The organism is Aeromonas sp. V90_14, from assembly GCF_029967615.1.
GTDB lineage: Bacteria > Pseudomonadota > Gammaproteobacteria > Enterobacterales > Aeromonadaceae > Aeromonas > Aeromonas hydrophila.
On the sequence record NZ_JASCAS010000003.1, the window covers coordinates 246,020 to 263,907 of the forward strand.

Sequence of the window (17,888 nt, forward strand, 5' to 3'; positions counted from 1 at the left end):
TTTTCAGCTGGCAGGTGTCCATCATGAAAAATGAATTAAATCTTTCGTTCGGGATCTTTTATGTCTCCGCTTATTTGTTGGTGATGTTGTTAGGGATTGGGTGTTTTCTATGGCACGACGAATTGATATTTCTGCTGGGGTTTGCCTTTTTCGGCTGTTTTATCGCCGCGCGCATCGCCATGAGCGCCGTGCTGGCGGCATTGAGCGTGCAGGCGGCCTGGCTCATCGCCTTTCTCTCCACCACCCTGGTCAACTGCCTGCTGGCGGGCGTGCTGGGGCTCGGGGTCTATCTCACCCATCGGGTAGTGTCGGTGGAAATAGCTGACAATATCAGTGGGTTATTGCTGGGGCTTCAGCTCTTTTCGGCCGCCTTCATCTTCGGCGGATTGAAGCTGCACAACTACCGGCTGCTCTCCTCATGAGCCTGCGACAGCGGCAACAGGGGCAGAGGATGGGCCAGTTGGCGGCGATATGCGGCGAATGACGGCGATAGTGACGCCATATTTGGGCGCGGCGGGAAATATCCGCTGACGGAGCTGTAATATGTGCCAGGGCCGGCTTGGTTGTAATGGGGATGGGGCTAACTTATTATGCCAGCCATCCTGCGATAATCTGCGCGATGCTATTTCTGTGCATGTTAGTTTTTATAATTAAGCGTTAAGTTTTTAAAAATTAATTATAACATCTGACTGCGATGGCTGATGCATTGTTTACCGTTGTTGTCGTGCTGCAATTGGCCGGCAAGGGTACCCATCTAGATGTAATGCGAGGCCTGAATGCTGAATGTGAGTGCCATTCCGTTGACCGACATCTCACCCATCTGGGATGACGGCTTTCTCTCCCTCTCCAAGAACCTGCTCTCTGCCGTCACCCTGGACGATTTCATCAAGAAGCTGAACCGGATCCAGCCCTGCTTTCGCCAGGTGGATCGGGTCAACCTCATCCTCAATCTGGGGACGGGGGAGGAGGCGGTCTTCTACTACCTGGGGGAGCAGGGGCCGGCTCACCTCATCTGCCGCAAGGCCGATCTCCATTTTTCCCGCGAGCAGGCCATCGTGCTGCCGGCGAGCCGCTTTCGCCACCGCTGCGAACAGCTGGCGAGCACTCCGGTCTATGACGGCTTGCAATCCTACTGCCAGCTGCCCATCACCACCGCCCGCAGCCACCTGGGCGGGGTGGAGTTCATCAGCCGCGAGGCCAACGCCTTCCCGATGGAGACCCTGGCCAAGCTGACCCAGCTGGCGGCCATCGTCGCCATTGCGCTGGAGAACGTGCTGGACAAGGAGCGCACCCTGGAGCAGGCCAACTCCCTGCGCCTTGAGCGCGACAGCTGCAAGATCCTGGTGGACGTGACCAACGCGGTGATTAAGTTAGTGCGCATCGCCGAGCTGCCCCAGAGCCTGTTCACCATACTGCACCACCACGTTGGCATCAGCAGCCTGTGCCTGGCCGAGTACAACGCCACCTCCGACAGCTTCAAGAGCTACCTGGTCAATCAGCAGCAGCGCGAACAGCCCGGCATCATCAACCATTCGTGTTTTGAGAAGAACTGCCTGCAGGGGGCGCTCGGCCACAGCGAGCCTTTCTTCCTCTATCGCGAGCAGGGCCACGGCTGCCAATCGAGCTGCCGCTTCACCTCCCAGATCCTGCCCCCCGACGCCGACAGCTCCTGCATCCTGCCGCTGCGCTATCGGGGCAACCTGCTGGGGGTGTTGATCCTCTCCCACCCCGAGGCGGATTTCTTCGCCGACCTCGATATCTCGCTGCTCGAACAAGTGGCGGCGCGCACGGCAATTGCCATGAACAACGTGCAGGCGCAGCAGGAGATCTCCAACACCACCGGCGCCAGGGAGAAGACCCTTCGGGTCGACGGGCCCGCGCCGCAGGGGGACTTTGCCAACATCATCTACCAGAGCGCCGTGATGGCGAAGGTGCTGGAGAAGGTGAAGCTGGTGGCCCAGAGCGACTGCACCGTGCTCATTCTGGGGGAGACCGGCACCGGCAAGGAGCTGATCGCCCAGGCCATTCACGCCCTGAGTACCCGCCACGATCACGAGATGGTCAAGGTGAACTGCGCCGCCATTCCCACCGGCCTCATCGAGAGCGATCTGTTCGGCCACGAGAAGGGGGCCTTCACCGGCGCACTGACCCAGCGCATCGGCCGCTTCGAGCGGGCCCACAAGGGCACCCTGTTCCTCGACGAGGTGGGGGACATGCCGCTCGATCTGCAGCCCAAACTGTTGCGGGTCTTGCAGGAGCACGAGCTGGAGCGGGTGGGCAACAGCAACCCCATTGCCATCGACGTGCGGCTGGTGGCGGCCACCAACTGCGATCTGCTCTCCATGGTCAAGAACAAGCGCTTTCGCAGCGACCTCTATTACCGGCTCAACGTCTTTCCCATCGAGCTGCCGCCCCTGCGCGAGCGGCGCGAGGATATTCCGCTCTTGGTCAACTTTTTCATCAAGAAGATCGCCAAGCGGATGCGCCGCACCATCACCTCGATCCCGGCCGACGCAATGAAGATGCTGGTGTCGCTCCCCTGGTACGGCAACATCCGCGAGCTCGAAAACATCATCGAGCGGGCGGTGGTGATGACCCGCGGCCATGTGCTCAACCTCTCGCCGGACGAGCTGCTGCCCCTCAAGGGCTTTCACAAGATAGAGACCCTGGTCTATGACGAGCCGGCCCGCGAGCTGTTTCGCGAGCCGCTGCCCGCCTTGCCGCAGGGTGAAGAGGCAGAGGGGGAAGATGAGCGGGCCAGCATCATCAGGGCGCTGAAGGCGTGCAACGGCATCGTTGCCGGTGAGCGGGGCGCGGCCCAGCGCCTCGGCATGAAGCGCACCACCTTGCTGTCGAAAATGAAACGGCTCGGGATCTCGGCCAAAGATCCCCGCACCCTCAACTAAGGGGACCCAGATGTTGCTTGAACTCGACCGCGACACCCTGCAGGCGCTCAGCGCCCATCGCGAGGTGGTCCATTACCATCAGCGCGGTGTCACCACCGACAGCGCCATGCAACTGCCCTGCGAAACCCCGGTGGCGCTGGTCTACAACGGCATCGCCCACAGCGTGATGATGTGCTCTGCCGCTGATCTCGAAGATTTTGCCATCGGCTTCTCGCTCTGTGAGGGGATCATCGACAGTCTGCTCGATATCCACGACATCGAGCAGCAGAGCGCCTGTCGCGGCATCGAGCTGCACATCACCCTGGCCAATCGCTGCGTCCATCGTCTGAAAGAGAAGCGGCGCACCCTGGCCGGGCGCACCGGGTGCGGCATCTGCGGCAGCGAGAGCCTGGAGCAGGTGGTGCGCGCCCAGCCAAGACTACCCGACAGCCAGCGCTTTGCGGTAGGTCATATCGACAAGGTGCTGAGCGCGCTGCGCCCGCTCCAGCTGCTGGGGCAGAGCACGGGGGCGACCCATGCCGCCGTGCACGTGGATGGCGAGGGCAACATCCTCGCCATTCGCGAGGACGTGGGGCGCCATATCGCGCTCGACAAGCTGGTGGGGCATCTGCAGCGAAGTCAACGGCGCGACGGCGCCATCCTGGTGACCAGCCGCGCCAGCTTCGAGATGGTGCAAAAGTGCGCCAGCGCCGGGGTGGAGATCTTGCTCGCCATCTCCGCCGCCACCGAGCTCGCGGTCGAGCGGGCCGAGCAGACCGGGCTCACCCTGGTGGGCTTTTGCCGCCCGGGGCGGGCCGAGATCTACAGCGGCCGCCAGCGCATCCTGCTGGCGAGCGCGGCATCATCCCCCGTTTCGGCAGAGGGCTGAGGGCACAAGGCCATTGGCGCTCGGGGTTGGCTCGGGTATAGTCCTGCGCCAACAAGATAGGTTCGGTCGCGCTTGTTGCCCGTCAGGGCGCCGCGGCCGACACAGCGTCAAAGGATACCAAGCCCATGAAATTCAGCCCGCTGCTGGATGAGATGATGAAAGCCCTGCAGGTGCTGCCGGGTGTCGGCCCCAAGTCGGCCCAGCGCATGGCATTTACCCTGCTCGAGCGTGAGCGCAGCGGCGGCCTGCGGCTGGCCCAGCTGCTCTCTCGCGCCCTCACCGAGATTGGCCACTGCAGCCACTGCCGCACCTTCACCGAGAACGAGCGCTGCGAGATCTGCGCCAATCCCAAGCGCGAAGAGAACGGCCTGCTGTGCGTGGTGGAGAGCCCGGCGGACGTGGCCGCCATTGAGCAGACCGGCCAGTTCTCCGGCCGCTACTTCGTGCTGATGGGCCACCTCTCGCCGCTGGACGGCATTGGCCCCGAGGAGCTGGGGTTGGAGATCCTGGAGCGACGGTTGAAAGACGAGGCAATCAGCGAGCTTATTCTGGCCACCAACCCCACCATCGAGGGGGATGCCACCGCCTGGTACATCGCCGACATGGCCCGCGCCGCCGGCGTCAAGGTGAGCCGGATTGCCCACGGGGTGCCGGTGGGCGGCGAGCTGGAGCTGGTGGACGGCACCACGCTCTCCCACTCCCTGATGGGGCGCCAGCCCCTTAATTGAGTCAGCGTCAGCCCCTCAACTGAGTCAGCGTCTGTTCTTCAACAGGCCCTGTGTCGCGACTCAGCAGCAATACCAGAACCCGCCTCGGCGGGTTTTTTGTTGGGCAAGAGGGTCGATTGGCGCAAAAATCGCCATTCGCACGCCTCGACGTTTTGCCCCCCTTGAAATGGCGATCGCCGGCCCCATCTTGGATCGGGAATATGTTCAACCCGAATCGCCTGAGGATAGTGTCGATGACCCAAAGCGTTCATGCCGAAACCCACGGGTTTCAGACTGAAGTCAAACAACTGCTGAGCCTGATGGCCCACAGCCTCTACTCCAACAAAGAAGTGTTCCTGCGCGAGCTTATTTCCAACGCCTCCGATGCGGCGGACAAGCTGCGCTTCAAGGCGCTTTCCGATGCCTCTTTGTTCGAAAACGACGGCCAGTTGCGCGTTCGCCTGGTGGTTGATAAAGAAAATCGGACCCTGACCATCTCCGACAACGGGATCGGTATGACCCGTGATCAGGTGATCGAGCACCTGGGCACCATCGCCAAGTCCGGCACCGCCGAGTTCTTCAAGAACCTCTCCGGTGATCAGGGCCGTGACTCCCAGCTGATCGGTCAGTTCGGGGTGGGCTTCTACTCCGCCTTCATCGTCGCCGACAAGGTGACCGTGGTGTCCCGCGCCGCCGGTACCGCACCGGAGCAGGGCGTGCAGTGGGAGTCGGAAGGGGAAGGCTCCTTCACCGTGGCTGACGTGACCAAAGCCGGTCGCGGTACCGATGTCATCCTGCACCTGCGCGCCGAAGAGGACGAGTTCCTCGACGACTGGCGTCTGCGCTCCGTGGTCAGCAAATATTCCGACCACATCAGCGTGCCGGTGGAGATGTTCAAAGAGGGCACCCCGGATCGGGAAGAAGACGGTGAAACCATCGTCGGCACCCCGGGCGAGTGGGAGCAGGTCAACCGCGCCACCGCGCTGTGGACCCGCAACCCGAAAGAGATCAAGGACGAGGAGTATCAGGAGTTCTACAAGCACGTCGCCCACGACTTCGAAGATCCGCTCTTGTGGGGTCACAACCGGGTGGAAGGGGCGCAGGAGTACACCAGCCTGCTCTACGTGCCGGCCCGCGCACCGTTCGATCTCTACAACCGGGATCAGAAACACGGTTTGAAGCTCTACGTGCAGCGCGTCTTCATCATGGACGACGCCGAACAGTTCATGCCGGCTTACCTGCGCTTCGTCAAAGGGGTGCTGGACTCCAACGATCTGCCGCTCAACGTCAGCCGTGAAATCCTGCAAGACAACAAGGTGACCGTCTCCCTGCGCAAGGCCTGCTCCAAGCGCGTGCTGACCATGCTCGCCAAGCTGGCCAAGGATGATGCCGAGAAGTACGCCAAGTTCTGGAGCGAGTTCGGCAACGTGCTCAAAGAAGGCCCGGCCGAGGATTACGCCAACCGCGAAGAGATCGCCAAGCTCTTGCGCTTTGCCAGCACTGCCGGCGAGGGCGAAGCCCAGACAGTGTCGCTGGAAGATTACGTTGGCCGCATGAAGGAAGGCCAGCAGAAGATTTACTACATCACCGCCGACTCCTACGCCGCCGCCAAGAACAGCCCGCACCTCGAGATCTTCCGCAAGAAGGGCGTCGAAGTGCTGCTGATGTGGGAGCGGGTCGACGAGTGGCTGATGAGCCACCTGACCGAGTTCGACGGCAAGCAGCTGGTCTCCGTCACCCGTGGCGAGCTGGATCTCGGCGATCTGGAAGACGAAGCCTCCAAACAGGCCCAGGAAGAGGCCGAGAAAGCCAACGCCGGTCTGGTTGAGCGTGTCAAGCAGAGCCTCGGGGATGCGGTAAAAGAGGTGCGTGTCACCCACCGTCTGACCGACTCACCGTCCTGCATCGTTACCGATGCCCACGGCATGAGCACCCAGATGATCAAGCTGATGCGCGCCGCCGGCCAGCCGGTGCCGGAGCAGAAGTACATTCTGGAACTGAACCCCGACCACGCCCTGGTGAAGAAGTTGGGCGCCATCGAAGACGAGGCGCTGTTTGGCGAGTGGGTCACCCTCTTGCACGAACAGGCCCAGCTGGCCGAGCAGGGTGGGCTCAATGATCCGGCGAGCTTCGTCTCCCGTATCAACCGTCTGTTACTCCAGGCATGATGTTTGGGCCCACTGCGTGCAGTGGGCTCTTTCTTTTCTGGCGCCTGCCCTTCTGGGGCGGGCGCCAGTTGCGTGCAGCGCTGCTGCATTTTCACTCATTTTTCGTACACGGATCTGCGCCAATGGTCGTATTGCCATGTCGGAAAGATGGTGAAAAATAAGCCACTCACACGGGGCAAGCTTGTGAAAATGGGCGAAACCGTGTAGTTTTTTGCCTTCTCAAGAATTGAATAACCAATCAATAGGAGCGTGTATGCGCATTGTTCTGTTGGGGGCTCCGGGTGCCGGCAAGGGTACTCAGGCTCAGTTCATCATGGAAAAACACGGTATTCCGCAGATCTCCACCGGCGACATGCTGCGTGCCGCGATCAAGGCGGGCACCGAGCTGGGCCTCAAGGCCAAAGCCGTGATGGACGCAGGTCAGCTCGTCTCTGACGACATCATCATCGGCCTGGTCAAAGAGCGTATTGCCCAACCGGATTGCGCCAACGGCTTCCTGCTGGACGGTTTCCCGCGCACCATTCCCCAGGCGCAAGCCATGAAGGACGCCGGTGTTGCCGTGGACTTCGTGCTGGAGTTCGACGTGCCGGACGAAGAGATCGTCAAGCGCATGAGCGGTCGTCGCGTTCACTCCGGCTCCGGCCGTACCTACCACGTGGTGTTCAACCCGCCGAAAGTGGAAGGCAAGGACGACGTGACCGGTGAAGATCTGGTGATCCGTGCCGACGACGAAGAGACCACAGTGCGCAAGCGTCTGGATGTGTACCATCAGCAGACCGCACCGCTCATCGGCTTCTACGGCAAGGAAGCGGAAGCGGGCAACACCCGTTACGTCAAGATTGATGGCACCCAGCCGGTGGATCTGGTCAGCAAGCAGCTGGCGACCATCCTGGGCTAAGCCCGCCATTGCCATCGTCCCCAAGGGGCCTGCGGCAATGTGCCAGTGAGACAAGGGCCCGGCATGGGCCCTTTCTTGCATTCAGACATAACAACAGAACGACAGGAAGCATACGTGACCACGAAAACCGGGATCTTGCTGGTCAATCTGGGTACCCCAGCCGCGCCCACCACGGCCGCCGTCAAGGCGTTTCTCAGCCAGTTTCTGCACGATCAGCGGGTCGTCGACCTGCCGCGCTACCTCTGGTGTCCTCTGCTCCACTTCATCATCCTGCCGACCCGCTCTCCCAAGGTGGCCAAGCTCTATCAGCAGGTGTGGACCGAGCAGGGCTCGCCGCTGATGGTGATAAGCAAGCAACAGCGCGCGGCGCTGGAGCAGGAGCTCAAGCGCGAAGGGGTCGAGGTGCCGGTGGAGCTGGCCATGACCTACGGCTCCCCTTCGTTGGATGAGGGCTGGCAGGCGCTCAAGGCCAAGGGGGTCAACCGGGTGATCCTGTTGCCGCTCTATCCCCAGTATTCGGTCAGCACCACCGCCTCGGTGTTCGATGGCTGGGCCAAGGCGATGAAAAAAGAGCGCAACCTGCCGGTGGTACGGCTCATTCGTGATTACCATGCTCACCCCGAATATATCCAGGCGCTGGCCATGAGTGTGCGTCGCCACTGGGAACAGCACGGCCAGGGCGAACACCTGCTGATGTCGTTCCACGGCATTCCCGAGCGCTACGAGCGGGAAGGTGATCCTTATGGTCACCAGTGCCGGCGCACCGCTGCCCTGCTGGCCGAGGCACTCGGGCTGGAGGCCAGCCAGTGGACCGCCAGCTTCCAGTCCCGTTTTGGCAAGGAGGAGTGGCTCAAGCCCTACACCGACGTGACCATCGGCGGCCTGCCGGCAACCGGGATCAAGCGGCTTGACGTGATTTGCCCCGCCTTTGCCGCCGACTGCCTCGAAACCCTGGAGGAGATCCAGGTGCAGAACCGGGAGATCTTCATGGCCGCCGGTGGCGAGCAGTTTGAATACATTCCGGCCCTCAACAGCGATCAGGCCCACATCCGCATGATGGTGTCGCTGATCTGCCGCGAGCTGGCCTGACGGGGCATCGCCCGCACCATCCATCGGTGCGGGGCTCTGATCGTTGATTGTCCAAGGAGAAGGAGTTTCACCATGATGCATATCACCCTGATTTACGCCGGCCTCTTGGGGCTGCTGTTCCTGTTGCTCTCCTTCTGGGTGGTCAAGCGCCGGGCCCAGTTCAAGGTGATGATAGGGGAAGGGGAGGCACCCGAGATGCGCGCCGCCATCCGGGCCCACGGCAACTTTGCCGAGTACGTGCCGCTCACCCTGCTGCTGATGGCGCTGTGCGAGCTGGCGGGTGTCGGGGCATTCTGGCTCCATACCGGTGGCCTGGCGCTGCTGGTGGGACGCATCCTGCATGCCATCGGCATCCAGATCCCCAAGGCCCCCAACCTGCCAAGGCTGGTCGGCACCCTGCTGTTCTGGCTGGCGCTGGGGCTCTTCTCGGTGCTGGCGCTGGCACAGGGGTTCGCCGCCGGCTGAGTCTTGTTCGCTGCAAAAACCACCTCCTTGCGAGGTGGTTTTTTTGATGGGTTTTGGTAAACGTTTTCCTCTGCAGGCCGTGCCTATACTGACTTCATATTTTAATCAGGCGACTTTTCGGCGCGGCGGATTGTGTTAAAATCCCGCCCCTCTTTCCCCCAGAGCACAAGAACATTGCCATGAAATTTCCCGGTCAGCGCAAGTCCAAACACTACTTTCCAGTGGATCGTCGTGATCCCCTCATCTCCCAGAGCGCGGTGCTTGCGGAGCGGGGCAAGGCCTATGTGGTCGGGATTGACCAGACGCTGGTCGACATCGAGGCGCACGTTGATCTGGCATTTCTCGAGCGGTACGGCCTGAGCCGCGGCCACTCCATGCTCATCTCCGATGACGTGGCCGAGCAGATCTACGACGAGCTCAAGAGCAACAACATGGTGGTGAGCGAGTTTGCCGGCGGCACCATCGGCAACACCATGCACAACTACTCGGTGCTGGCGGACTCCCACTCCATCCTGCTCGGCGTCATGAGCCAGGACATCCGCATCGGCAGCTACGCCTACCGTTACCTGTGCAACACCTCGTCACGGGTCAACCTCGACTACCTGCAGCCGGTAGACGGCCCGGTCGGCCGCTGCTTCACCTTCATCACCGAAGGGGGCGAGCGCAGCTTCGGCATCAACGCCGGCAAGATGGACCATCTGGATGTGGCCCACATCCCCGAGACCATCATCAAGGAGTCCTCCGCCCTGGTCATCACCGCCTACCTGGTGCGCGGTGAAGATGGCACCCCGATGAAGGACGCGGCCATGACCGCGGTGCGCTATGCCCGCGAGGCCGGCGTGCCGGTGGTGCTGACCCTGGGTACCCGCTTCGTCATCGAGTCCGACCCCCAGTGGTGGCGCGATTTCATCAGCGAGAACGTCACCGTACTCGCCATGAACGAGGAAGAGGGCGAGGCCCTGACCGGCTTCTCCGATCCGCTGGCTGCCGCCGACAAGGCGCTGGACTGGGCCGACATGGTGCTCTGCACCGCAGGGCCGGTGGGGCTCTACATGGCTGCCTACACCGAAGAGGACTTCAAGCGCGAGACCACGCTGCCGCTGCTGCCCGGTGTCATCCCCGAGTTCAACATGTACGAGTTCAGCCGCCCCATGACCCGCAGCGGCTGCCGCGTGCCCAAGCGCATCTACTCCCACATCTCTCCCTACATGGGCGGACCGGAGAAGATCAAGAACACCAACGGGGCAGGGGACGGGGCCCTCTCCGCCGTGCTGCACGACATGGTGGCCAACGCCTATCACCGCAGCGCCGTGCCCAACTCCGCCAAGCACGTGGCCGAGTTCCTCACCTACTCCTCGCTCTCCCAGGTGTGCAAGTACGCCAACCGGGTGAGCTACGAGGTGCTGGCCCAGAGCAGCCCGCGCCTGTCGCGCGGTCTGCCGGAGAAGGAAGACAGCCTGGAAGAGGTGTACTGGGAGCGTTGATCCCGCCCCTTGCGCTGAAAACGCCTCCTTCGGGAGGCGTTTTGTCAGGTAAAACCCGGCCGCGGGCAGTTTTTTGTGTGATAAACCCCAAGATGCTTGAGTCCATGTCACTTTTGCGACACCATTTGGCCACCGCATTGCCACTCGGCACTGCCGTGGCCGCAGCACCCGATAGAGAGAGAGCCCCATGAGTAAGTTAACTGACAATCTTGACGCCAATTTCCAACTGTTCATCGAAGAAGTCCGCGAGTCGGGTCAGGTATGGGGCTTGCGTTACGGTGAAGACTGGGTCGTCTGCCGCTCTGCCGAGTTCGAAGATGCCGACGTGATGCCGCTCTGGTCCGCCGAAGGGGATGCCCGCCTGCACTGCGTGGACGAGTGGGCCGATTACGAGCCGGAAGTGATCGAGCTGGAAGAGTTTCTCGACATCTGGATCAACGATCTGGACGAAGACGACGTGCTGGTCGGCCCGAACTGGAACGCCGATCTGGAAGGGCAGGAGCTCGAACCCATCGAGCTGGCCAAGGCGCTGGTGGAACTGGACGCCTGAACCACACTGCATTGAGCCGGGCCTGGGCCCGTCTGACGAGAACCGATATCCATTACGGATGTCGGTTTTTTATGGCCGGCTTGCAGAATACTGAATGAAAAGGCGATTTGGCTTTGCACCCGTCAGAGGGATGGTCCATCATCAACCTTTTGCCGAGCGGGAGGAGCCATGTTTGTATTCGACGTCACCGGCGTTGCAGGGGCGCGAGCCGAGATCCGGGTTCAGGCGCTGGACTGGGGGCAGAGCGGCCCCGTCACCTTCCGCTGCGATGACGATCAACTGGCGGTGCTGCTGCTGACCGACTGCCGCTGCGATGCGGTGGGCTTCTTCAATCTGCTGGCGGGCTGCAAGCCGCTCTACCTGGAGCAGTGGCTCAGCTATTTGCAGGAGACCGGCCGCATCGCCAAGCAGAGCTGCCAGCTGGAGAGCCCGGCCCAGGAGGATTACCTCGCCAAGGCCGGTCTTGAACACGAAGAGCTCAATGCTCTGCTGGGGCAGGTCTATCAGGTGGCCGGTTTCAACCGGCTGCAGATCAATCGTTACCTCAAGAATCGCCACAATCCCACCACCCTGGCGACCCGCTACGATCAGAAGGAGCTGGAGCGCTATCGCCAGCTCAACGACATCATTCTGACTCTGTTGAAGTTGAAGCATCCTCAGTAAACAGCCCGAGCTGGCTGATATCCGGTCGCAACTGCTGGGGCTTGGCGATGAGATAGCCCTGCAGTCCGTCCACATACATGCCCTGCAGCAGCTGCTTCTGGCCCAGCTGCTCCACCCCTTCCGCAATCACCTGACAACCCATCCGGTGTGACACGTCGACGATCATCCGCACGAACTGCTGATTGGTCAGATCCTGCTCCAGCCCGGTGATGAGGGCGGGATCCAGCTTGATGTAGTCGGGCTTGAGCTCGCGAAACAGGTTGAATGACCCTATCCCCTTGCCGAAGTTGCAGATGGCAGAGCGGCTGCCGTTGCGCCTGAGCAGTTCGAACACCCGCTTGGCTCCGGTCAGGTTGCGCTCCAGATGTTCCTCATCCAGTTCGAACACCAGGTTGGCGCTGGTGTTGGGGTCGTTGAGCAGCTGTCGGTCCAGCCAGATCAGAAAGGCGCTGTTTTGCAGCAGGTTGCTGGAGAGGTTGATGCCCCAGCGACTCTGATTCGAGCCAAAGGCCCGGTACTGGCGCATGACGTGGGTCACCAGCATCTGTTCCAGCCGCATCACCATGTCCAGCCGCTGGGCCATGGCGAACAGGGTGTCGGTGGGCAGCACAGTGCCGTCGGCACTGCTGAAACGGGTGTAGATCTCGTTGTAGGCCAGCATGCTGCGGTGCATCGGCTGGATCGGCTGGTAGGTGAAGCTGATCCGCTCCTGCTCCAGCAGCTCGGTCAGTACCAGCTTCCAGTGATGCTGCCCCTGCAGCTCCACCACGCTGTCATCCTGCTGGATGGCCCAGCCGTTGACCGTCTCGGTCTGGGCACGGGCCAGCGCCAGATCCGCCCTGGCCAGAATGGCCTCTATCTTCTGGCCGCTGCTGAGCCGAGTCAGCCCGGAGTAGGCGGCGCTCTCCAGTTCATGCTGCTGCTGATAGTGATCGAAGGCGATCTTCAGATCCCGCCCGAGCAGGGGGGGTGGGATGTTGGCGACCGGCTGCACCAGCACCGCGAAGTCGGCCCCCGAGATGCGGTAGACCTGATGGCCGGGGAAGCGGCTCACCACCCTGGTGATGATATTGGCGATATCCTTGATGTAGGCATCCCCCGATTGAAAGCCGCGCTGGGCGTTGAGCTTGCCAAGCTCAGTGGCGCGGATCAGCACCAGGGTGGCGGTCTGGGTGTCCTGATCCCGCTGCAGCAGCTCGGTCATGTCGCGGCGAAAGGCATGGCGGTTTTGCAGCTGGGTCAGCTCGTCCTGGGTTGCCTGGTTGTGCAGCTCGCTGATCTGGCGGTGAGCATCGCGCTCGGCCTCGTTGAAGTGGGCGAGCAGCTGCTGCAGGGCGGCCTGGGCCTCGGGGGTGGTGAGACAGGTGGGGTCGCGCAGCTGCAGTGCCCGGCACCACACCTGCTCCTGGTGGCTGCGCTCTACCTGCTGGAGGCGCAGGGTCAGCATGCTCAGCAAGCCAAAGCCGAGCAGGCTGGTGGCGAGGATGATAAGCAGGGTCAGCAGCGTGCTGGTGAAGGCGAGCCAGAGCCCCTGCAACAGCAGCAGGGGAGCGCAGAGGAGAGCGATCACCAGCAACTGGTTGCTCCCGAGCTTGTTCAACATTGTGTCATCCTTGATGATGTCGTTGATGCTGAAATTCTAACCAAGCTCGCGCCGCAAAGCATGAGATCCCGCTCAACTCCTGGAAAAGGGCCAATTGAAATCAGTTAAATGTGAGTGAAACCACTTTCATGGCGCCGGAAACAGGCGAAGATGAATCGAAAATGGACCAAAACAAGGCAGAGGTAATTATGTTGTTAGAACCCGTAAATACTGCCAAAGCACGGCAACTATTGAACCAGAGTATGGCCTTGGTGCTCGCGGGGGGACGGGGCAGTCGCCTGAAGCAGTTGACCGACAACCGCGCCAAGCCTGCCGTCCATTTTGGCGGCAAGTTCCGCATCATCGACTTCGTGCTCTCCAACTGCATCAACTCCGGCATTCGCCGGGTCGGGGTGGTGACCCAGTACAAGTCCCACAGCCTGCTGCGCCACCTGCAATCGGGCTGGTCCTTCCTGCGCTACCAGATGAACGAGTTCATCGACTTGTTGCCCGCCCAGCAGCGGGTGGACGAGGTGCACTGGTATCGCGGCACCGCCGACGCCATCTACCAGAACGTCGACATCATCCGTGACTACGGCCCCAAATACATAGTGGTGCTGGCGGGGGATCACATCTACAAGATGGACTACGCCGCCATGCTGCTCGATCACGTGCGCCTCGGCGCCAAGGTGACGGTGGCCTGCATCGAGGTGCCACGTGCGGAGGCCTCCGCCTTCGGGGTGATGGACATCGACGAGCAGCGCAAGATCCGCGCCTTCGTGGAGAAGCCGGCCAATCCGCCCGCCATGCCGGGCAACGAGAACGTCTCCCTGGCCTCCATGGGCATCTACATCTTCGAGGCGGAGTACCTCTATCAGCTGCTGGAAGAGGACATCCACAACCAGGAGTCCAAACACGATTTCGGCATGGACGTGATCCCGCGCATCGTGGGGGAGGGCAAGGCGTTTGCCCACCCGTTCACCATGTCCTGCGTGGGGGCCAAGGAGGGACAGAAACCCTACTGGCGCGATGTGGGTACCCTGGATTCGTTCTGGGAGGCGAACATGGATCTCGCCTCCGTGGTGCCCGAGCTCGACATCTATGACGAGAACTGGCCCATCTGGACCAGCCAGACCATGACGCCGCCGGCCAAGTTCGTGCAGGACAGAAACGGCCAGCACGGCATGACCATCAACTCCATGTTCGCGGGGGGCTCGATCGTCAGCGGCTCCTTCGTGCTCAACTCCGTGCTGTTCACCCATGTGCGGGTGCACTCCTTCTGCACCCTGGATCAGGCCATCATTTTCCCGGGCGTCGAGATTGGCTCGGGTTGCCGGTTGCGGCGGGTAGTGGTGGACAAGGGCTGCAAGCTGCCCGACGGGCTGGTGGTGGGGGAGAACGCCGACGAGGACAGCCGCCGCTTCTATCGCTCCGAGCAGGGTATCGTGCTGGTAACCAAGGAGATGCTGGCCAAGCTGGGGTGATGTCACGCCCAACGCCAGACGCCACAACTAAAAAGGGAGCCGATATGGCTCCCTTTTTCTATTCAGCGAGTGGCTGATTATTTTTCGGTGATCAGCGCCTTGGCGGCCATCACCATGGCGGTGCCGTGCTTGCCACCGGCTGCGGTCACTTGCGGGACGCCATCTTCGTCGGTGTCGCCACCGGCCCCTTCGATGACGTTCTCGCCGGAGTCGCCGATCCACTCGGCCATCTGCATGCCGCCGTTGACGGTGCCACGGAACCAGCTCACGTAGCGCTGGGTCAGCTGGGCCAGCTCCAGCGCCGGGGCTTTCTCGCCGCCTTCGTTGCGCAGGTTCAGCATGGCGGAGCGCAGGGCGCCGGAGATGGCGGCCTGGGTCCAGGGGGTGTATTCACCCTGCTTGCCGGCGAGCCAGGTACCGGCCTTCTGGTTGAAGTAGGCCTTGTCGGCTGCGATGAACAGCTCGCGCGCCGCCGTGCGGTACTTGGCATCCGAGGTCGCCAAGAAGGCGGCGGTCAGGCCGCGGATGGCGGCAAACTGTGCGTCAATGGACTGGCCGGCATCGAGCTTGCCACCCAGGGTGATCCCATCGTGCACCAGCCCATTTTTGCCCTTGAGATTGGCCAGGATGAAATCAGCCTGCTGGCGAATGAGCACCAGCGCCTGCTGGCCCTGAGCGGTTTTCAGGTTCAGCTCGCCATTGTCACCGGCGGCGTAGCCGACCGGCAGCGCATCCTGGGCACGCTGGAAGATCTGCAGGGCGACCAGGCTGTAGGCAGCGTCAAAGGTGGTGACGTGCTTGCCCTGTTTGCCTGACTGCCAGCTGTCCACCAGGGTGCCGGCCTTGGGTTCGAAGTGCAGGGCATTGAGGTTCTTGAACACCATGCCGGAGAGGTTCAGCGCCAGGGAGAAGGCATCATCACCCGCCACCAGCTTGGCGGCATCGCTGCCCTTGTTGGCAGCCGGTGCGGCGGCGAACGGGGCACCGTCGAACACGGCGTGGAAGGCCGGGTTCTGGTTGGTGTTGGCGCTGCGCTGATCGGTGAAGGCGTAGAACTCGGAGAGCGGCCACAGCATCATCCAGGCGTCGCGCAGCTGGGCGGAGCCGTCAACCACCTCGAGCTTGCCGATGGCGCCGACGTCGTTCTTGCCGGTCTCGGTCACTTTCACCTGATGGGGGAAGTAGACGATACCCTTGGCCGGATCGTACTGCGGGGTGATCTTGGCGCCCAGCTGCTTGCCGTCAAAGCCGAGCTGGCCCTGCAGGATGGCCAGCTTGTCGATGGACTGCTCGGTCAGCATCATGCCGTTGAAGCCGTCGGCGGCAGAGACCCCCAGCTTGTGCTTGCCGTCCTGATCCATGGTAGCGGACGCGGCTTCCACCTCTTCATCGGTGTCGGCCACGTGCATGCCACCGAGGAAGTCCTGGGACCACATCACCTCTTTGAGCAGGATGCCGCCCACGGCCGCCGGCACCAGCAGGTTGTCACTGCCGCTCCAGCGCAGGGTGGCGTAGTCGCGGAAGTAGGCCGGTACCTGGGTCTTGACGCTCTTTTCGTTGCCCTTGGCGGTCTTGATGGTGATCTGGTCGCCGTTGACCGGGGTGGCGTTGACGGCTTGCGCGAACTCCGGGTTGGCGGAGGAGTAGGGCAGGGAGAGGGGATACATGCCCTGCGGCACTTCATCGGCCGGGAAGCCGACCGCATCGGCCATGGCCAGCACCCGCTGGCCGAGGGAGGCCATGGTGCCACCGCGAGCCTGGTTTTGCGGCCCGTTTACCAGATGGGGGCCCATGCCGGATTGATAGTTGAGGGCGTACATCGCCTCTTCGGAGTATTCGTAGGATTCGATGCCGGCGGCGAAGTCGAATGGCGTCGGCTCATCGGCGCGGTTGGCGTCCAGCACATCCAGATCCAGACCGAGGGCCTCGGCCAGCGGCTCGCCGGAGAGTTCGAACTCGGTGTAGGCCAGCATGTTGGCGGCGGTGTTGAATGTCTTGTCTTCTACCTTGACGGCGGCGTGTGCGGCGCCGCTCAGGATCGCGCAGGCGATCGCCTGAACCAGTACGGTTTTTCTCATGTCCCTTCTCACCATATGTTTGATTTTATTATGACGCTTCTCATGAATCTAAATGAGAATGGTGTGCATTATGAGGCAAAGGGGGGAGCTTGAGAAGAAAAAACCGCGCCCCTGGAGTTGAAGAGAAGAGGGGCGCGGTTGGGGGTCAGAGCAGCTTGAAGGGGATCACCAGCCGGCCGGGCTCCACCTTGAGGGCTTCGACTTTATCCTTGATCCTGGCTTCGTTCTTGCGACTGCCATCCAGCCGGTAGACGGGGGTCTGGGAGAGGAACAGCGAGAGCGACTGGTTGAAGGTGGGCAGCAGCGGGGTGAGGGCAGTGCCCACGTCGGCCGGCTCGGTCTTGACCGAGATGAGCTCGAGATCGCGCAGGTAGATGGCGCCCTGCTCGGCCACGTAGTCGGGGCGGGCGCTCAGGGAGAGGCGGATCTTCATCTGCTGGCTGCCAAGGGGGCTCGCCACCTGCAGATCGCCGGCGGCATCCAGTTCGACCCGGTCAGCCTGGCGGCGACCGATGCGGCTTTGCATCTCATCGAGGCGGATCTTGCTCGACATGATGCCGGGGATCCCCAGCTGCTTTTCAAAGGCGACCCTCTCTTTGAGGTATTGGTTGATCTCCCCTTCGCTGACGTTGTACTGGGTGAGTGAACAGGCGGCCAGCAGCAGGCTGAGGGGGAGCAGAAGCAGGTGCTTTAACATCGAGGATCCCGTGGGTTGAGACAATGGTCATAAAGATGGAGCCATCTTAGGGGGAAATGGCGTTCGCTGCCAGCGCGGGCGGCGAGCCCGCGGTTTTTGTCGCAGCCTCATATGGGGGGTTGGCTGCGGTGCTCATACGGACAAGGCTGGCCGGACCTGCACGGTGGGCCGCAGCAGCCGTGGCACCCGCAATATCCACAGATAAGTTCCAGTTTTATCGGCATAAAAATCCCATTGACCGGGGGATTT

General features: G+C 61.9%; 15 protein-coding genes. 12 read left to right on the forward strand and 3 right to left on the reverse strand.

The features are described from left to right. Positions 1–122 precede the first annotated feature (122 nt). The 11 genes from QLG02_RS04720 (at position 123) to QLG02_RS04770 (ending at position 11,798) form a co-directional block, all read left to right on the forward strand. Positions 123–422 (forward strand): hypothetical protein, encoded by a 300-nt coding sequence (locus QLG02_RS04720; RefSeq protein WP_010633738.1) that lies wholly within the window; start codon positions 123–125, stop codon positions 420–422. A gap of 354 nt (positions 423–776) precedes the next feature. Then, positions 777–2,906 (forward strand): sigma 54-interacting transcriptional regulator, encoded by a 2,130-nt coding sequence (locus tag QLG02_RS04725; RefSeq protein ID WP_282464639.1) that lies wholly within the window; start codon positions 777–779, stop codon positions 2,904–2,906. A 10-nt stretch (positions 2,907–2,916) separates the two neighbouring features. Next, complete coding sequence (fdhD, locus tag QLG02_RS04730) at positions 2,917–3,774, forward strand: formate dehydrogenase accessory sulfurtransferase FdhD (RefSeq protein WP_282464640.1); 858 nt, start codon at positions 2,917–2,919, stop codon at positions 3,772–3,774. A gap of 125 nt (positions 3,775–3,899) precedes the next feature. After that, complete coding sequence (gene recR, locus QLG02_RS04735; protein ID WP_010633741.1) at positions 3,900–4,502, forward strand: recombination mediator RecR; 603 nt, start codon at positions 3,900–3,902, stop codon at positions 4,500–4,502. A 233-nt stretch (positions 4,503–4,735) separates the two neighbouring features. Then, positions 4,736–6,649, forward strand: coding sequence for a molecular chaperone HtpG (gene htpG, locus QLG02_RS04740; protein WP_077096584.1), 1,914 nt, complete (start codon positions 4,736–4,738; stop codon positions 6,647–6,649). A gap of 253 nt (positions 6,650–6,902) precedes the next feature. Beyond that, positions 6,903–7,547 (forward strand): adenylate kinase, encoded by a 645-nt coding sequence (adk, locus tag QLG02_RS04745; protein ID WP_011706319.1) that lies wholly within the window; start codon positions 6,903–6,905, stop codon positions 7,545–7,547. A gap of 114 nt (positions 7,548–7,661) precedes the next feature. Continuing rightward, the gene (gene hemH / locus QLG02_RS04750) at positions 7,662–8,636 is read left to right on the forward strand and encodes a ferrochelatase (RefSeq protein ID WP_026080103.1); all 975 of its coding nucleotides are present in this window, start codon (positions 7,662–7,664) and stop codon (positions 8,634–8,636) included. Between the two features lie 72 nt (positions 8,637–8,708). After that, a complete protein-coding gene (locus QLG02_RS04755) occupies positions 8,709–9,101 on the forward strand; it encodes an MAPEG family protein (RefSeq protein WP_282464641.1) in 393 nt (130 codons plus the stop codon). 179 nt (positions 9,102–9,280) lie between these two features. Next, on the forward strand, positions 9,281–10,585 hold the full coding sequence (locus tag QLG02_RS04760) for an inosine/guanosine kinase (RefSeq protein WP_011706316.1): 1,305 nt from the start codon (positions 9,281–9,283) through the stop codon (positions 10,583–10,585). Positions 10,586–10,772: 187 nt separating this feature from the next. Continuing rightward, on the forward strand, positions 10,773–11,135 hold the full coding sequence (locus QLG02_RS04765; protein WP_010674427.1) for a DUF2750 domain-containing protein: 363 nt from the start codon (positions 10,773–10,775) through the stop codon (positions 11,133–11,135). A 168-nt stretch (positions 11,136–11,303) separates the two neighbouring features. After that, entirely contained in the window at positions 11,304–11,798 is a 495-nt protein-coding gene (locus QLG02_RS04770) for a hypothetical protein (protein WP_017408190.1), read from the forward strand. Here the strand turns inward: QLG02_RS04770 and QLG02_RS04775 are convergent. Next, positions 11,761–13,401: a GGDEF domain-containing protein gene (locus QLG02_RS04775; RefSeq protein ID WP_043165838.1), complete on the reverse strand. Its 1,641-nt coding sequence runs from the start codon at positions 13,399–13,401 to the stop codon at positions 11,761–11,763. The two genes, QLG02_RS04770 and QLG02_RS04775, sit on opposite strands and share 38 nt — an antisense overlap. A gap of 188 nt (positions 13,402–13,589) precedes the next feature. Between QLG02_RS04775 and glgC the strand changes: the two genes are divergently transcribed. Then, positions 13,590–14,864 (forward strand): glucose-1-phosphate adenylyltransferase, encoded by a 1,275-nt coding sequence (gene glgC, locus QLG02_RS04780; protein ID WP_011706313.1) that lies wholly within the window; start codon positions 13,590–13,592, stop codon positions 14,862–14,864. 77 nt (positions 14,865–14,941) lie between these two features. Here the strand turns inward: glgC and QLG02_RS04785 are convergent, their stop codons facing one another. Both QLG02_RS04785 and QLG02_RS04790 read right to left on the reverse strand, forming a co-directional pair. Beyond that, entirely contained in the window at positions 14,942–16,942 is a 2,001-nt protein-coding gene (locus QLG02_RS04785) for a hypothetical protein (RefSeq protein ID WP_282464642.1), read from the reverse strand. A gap of 145 nt (positions 16,943–17,087) precedes the next feature. Next, positions 17,088–17,639 (reverse strand): lipoprotein, encoded by a 552-nt coding sequence (locus QLG02_RS04790; protein WP_024944003.1) that lies wholly within the window; start codon positions 17,637–17,639, stop codon positions 17,088–17,090. Between the last annotated feature and the right edge of the window lie 249 nt (positions 17,640–17,888).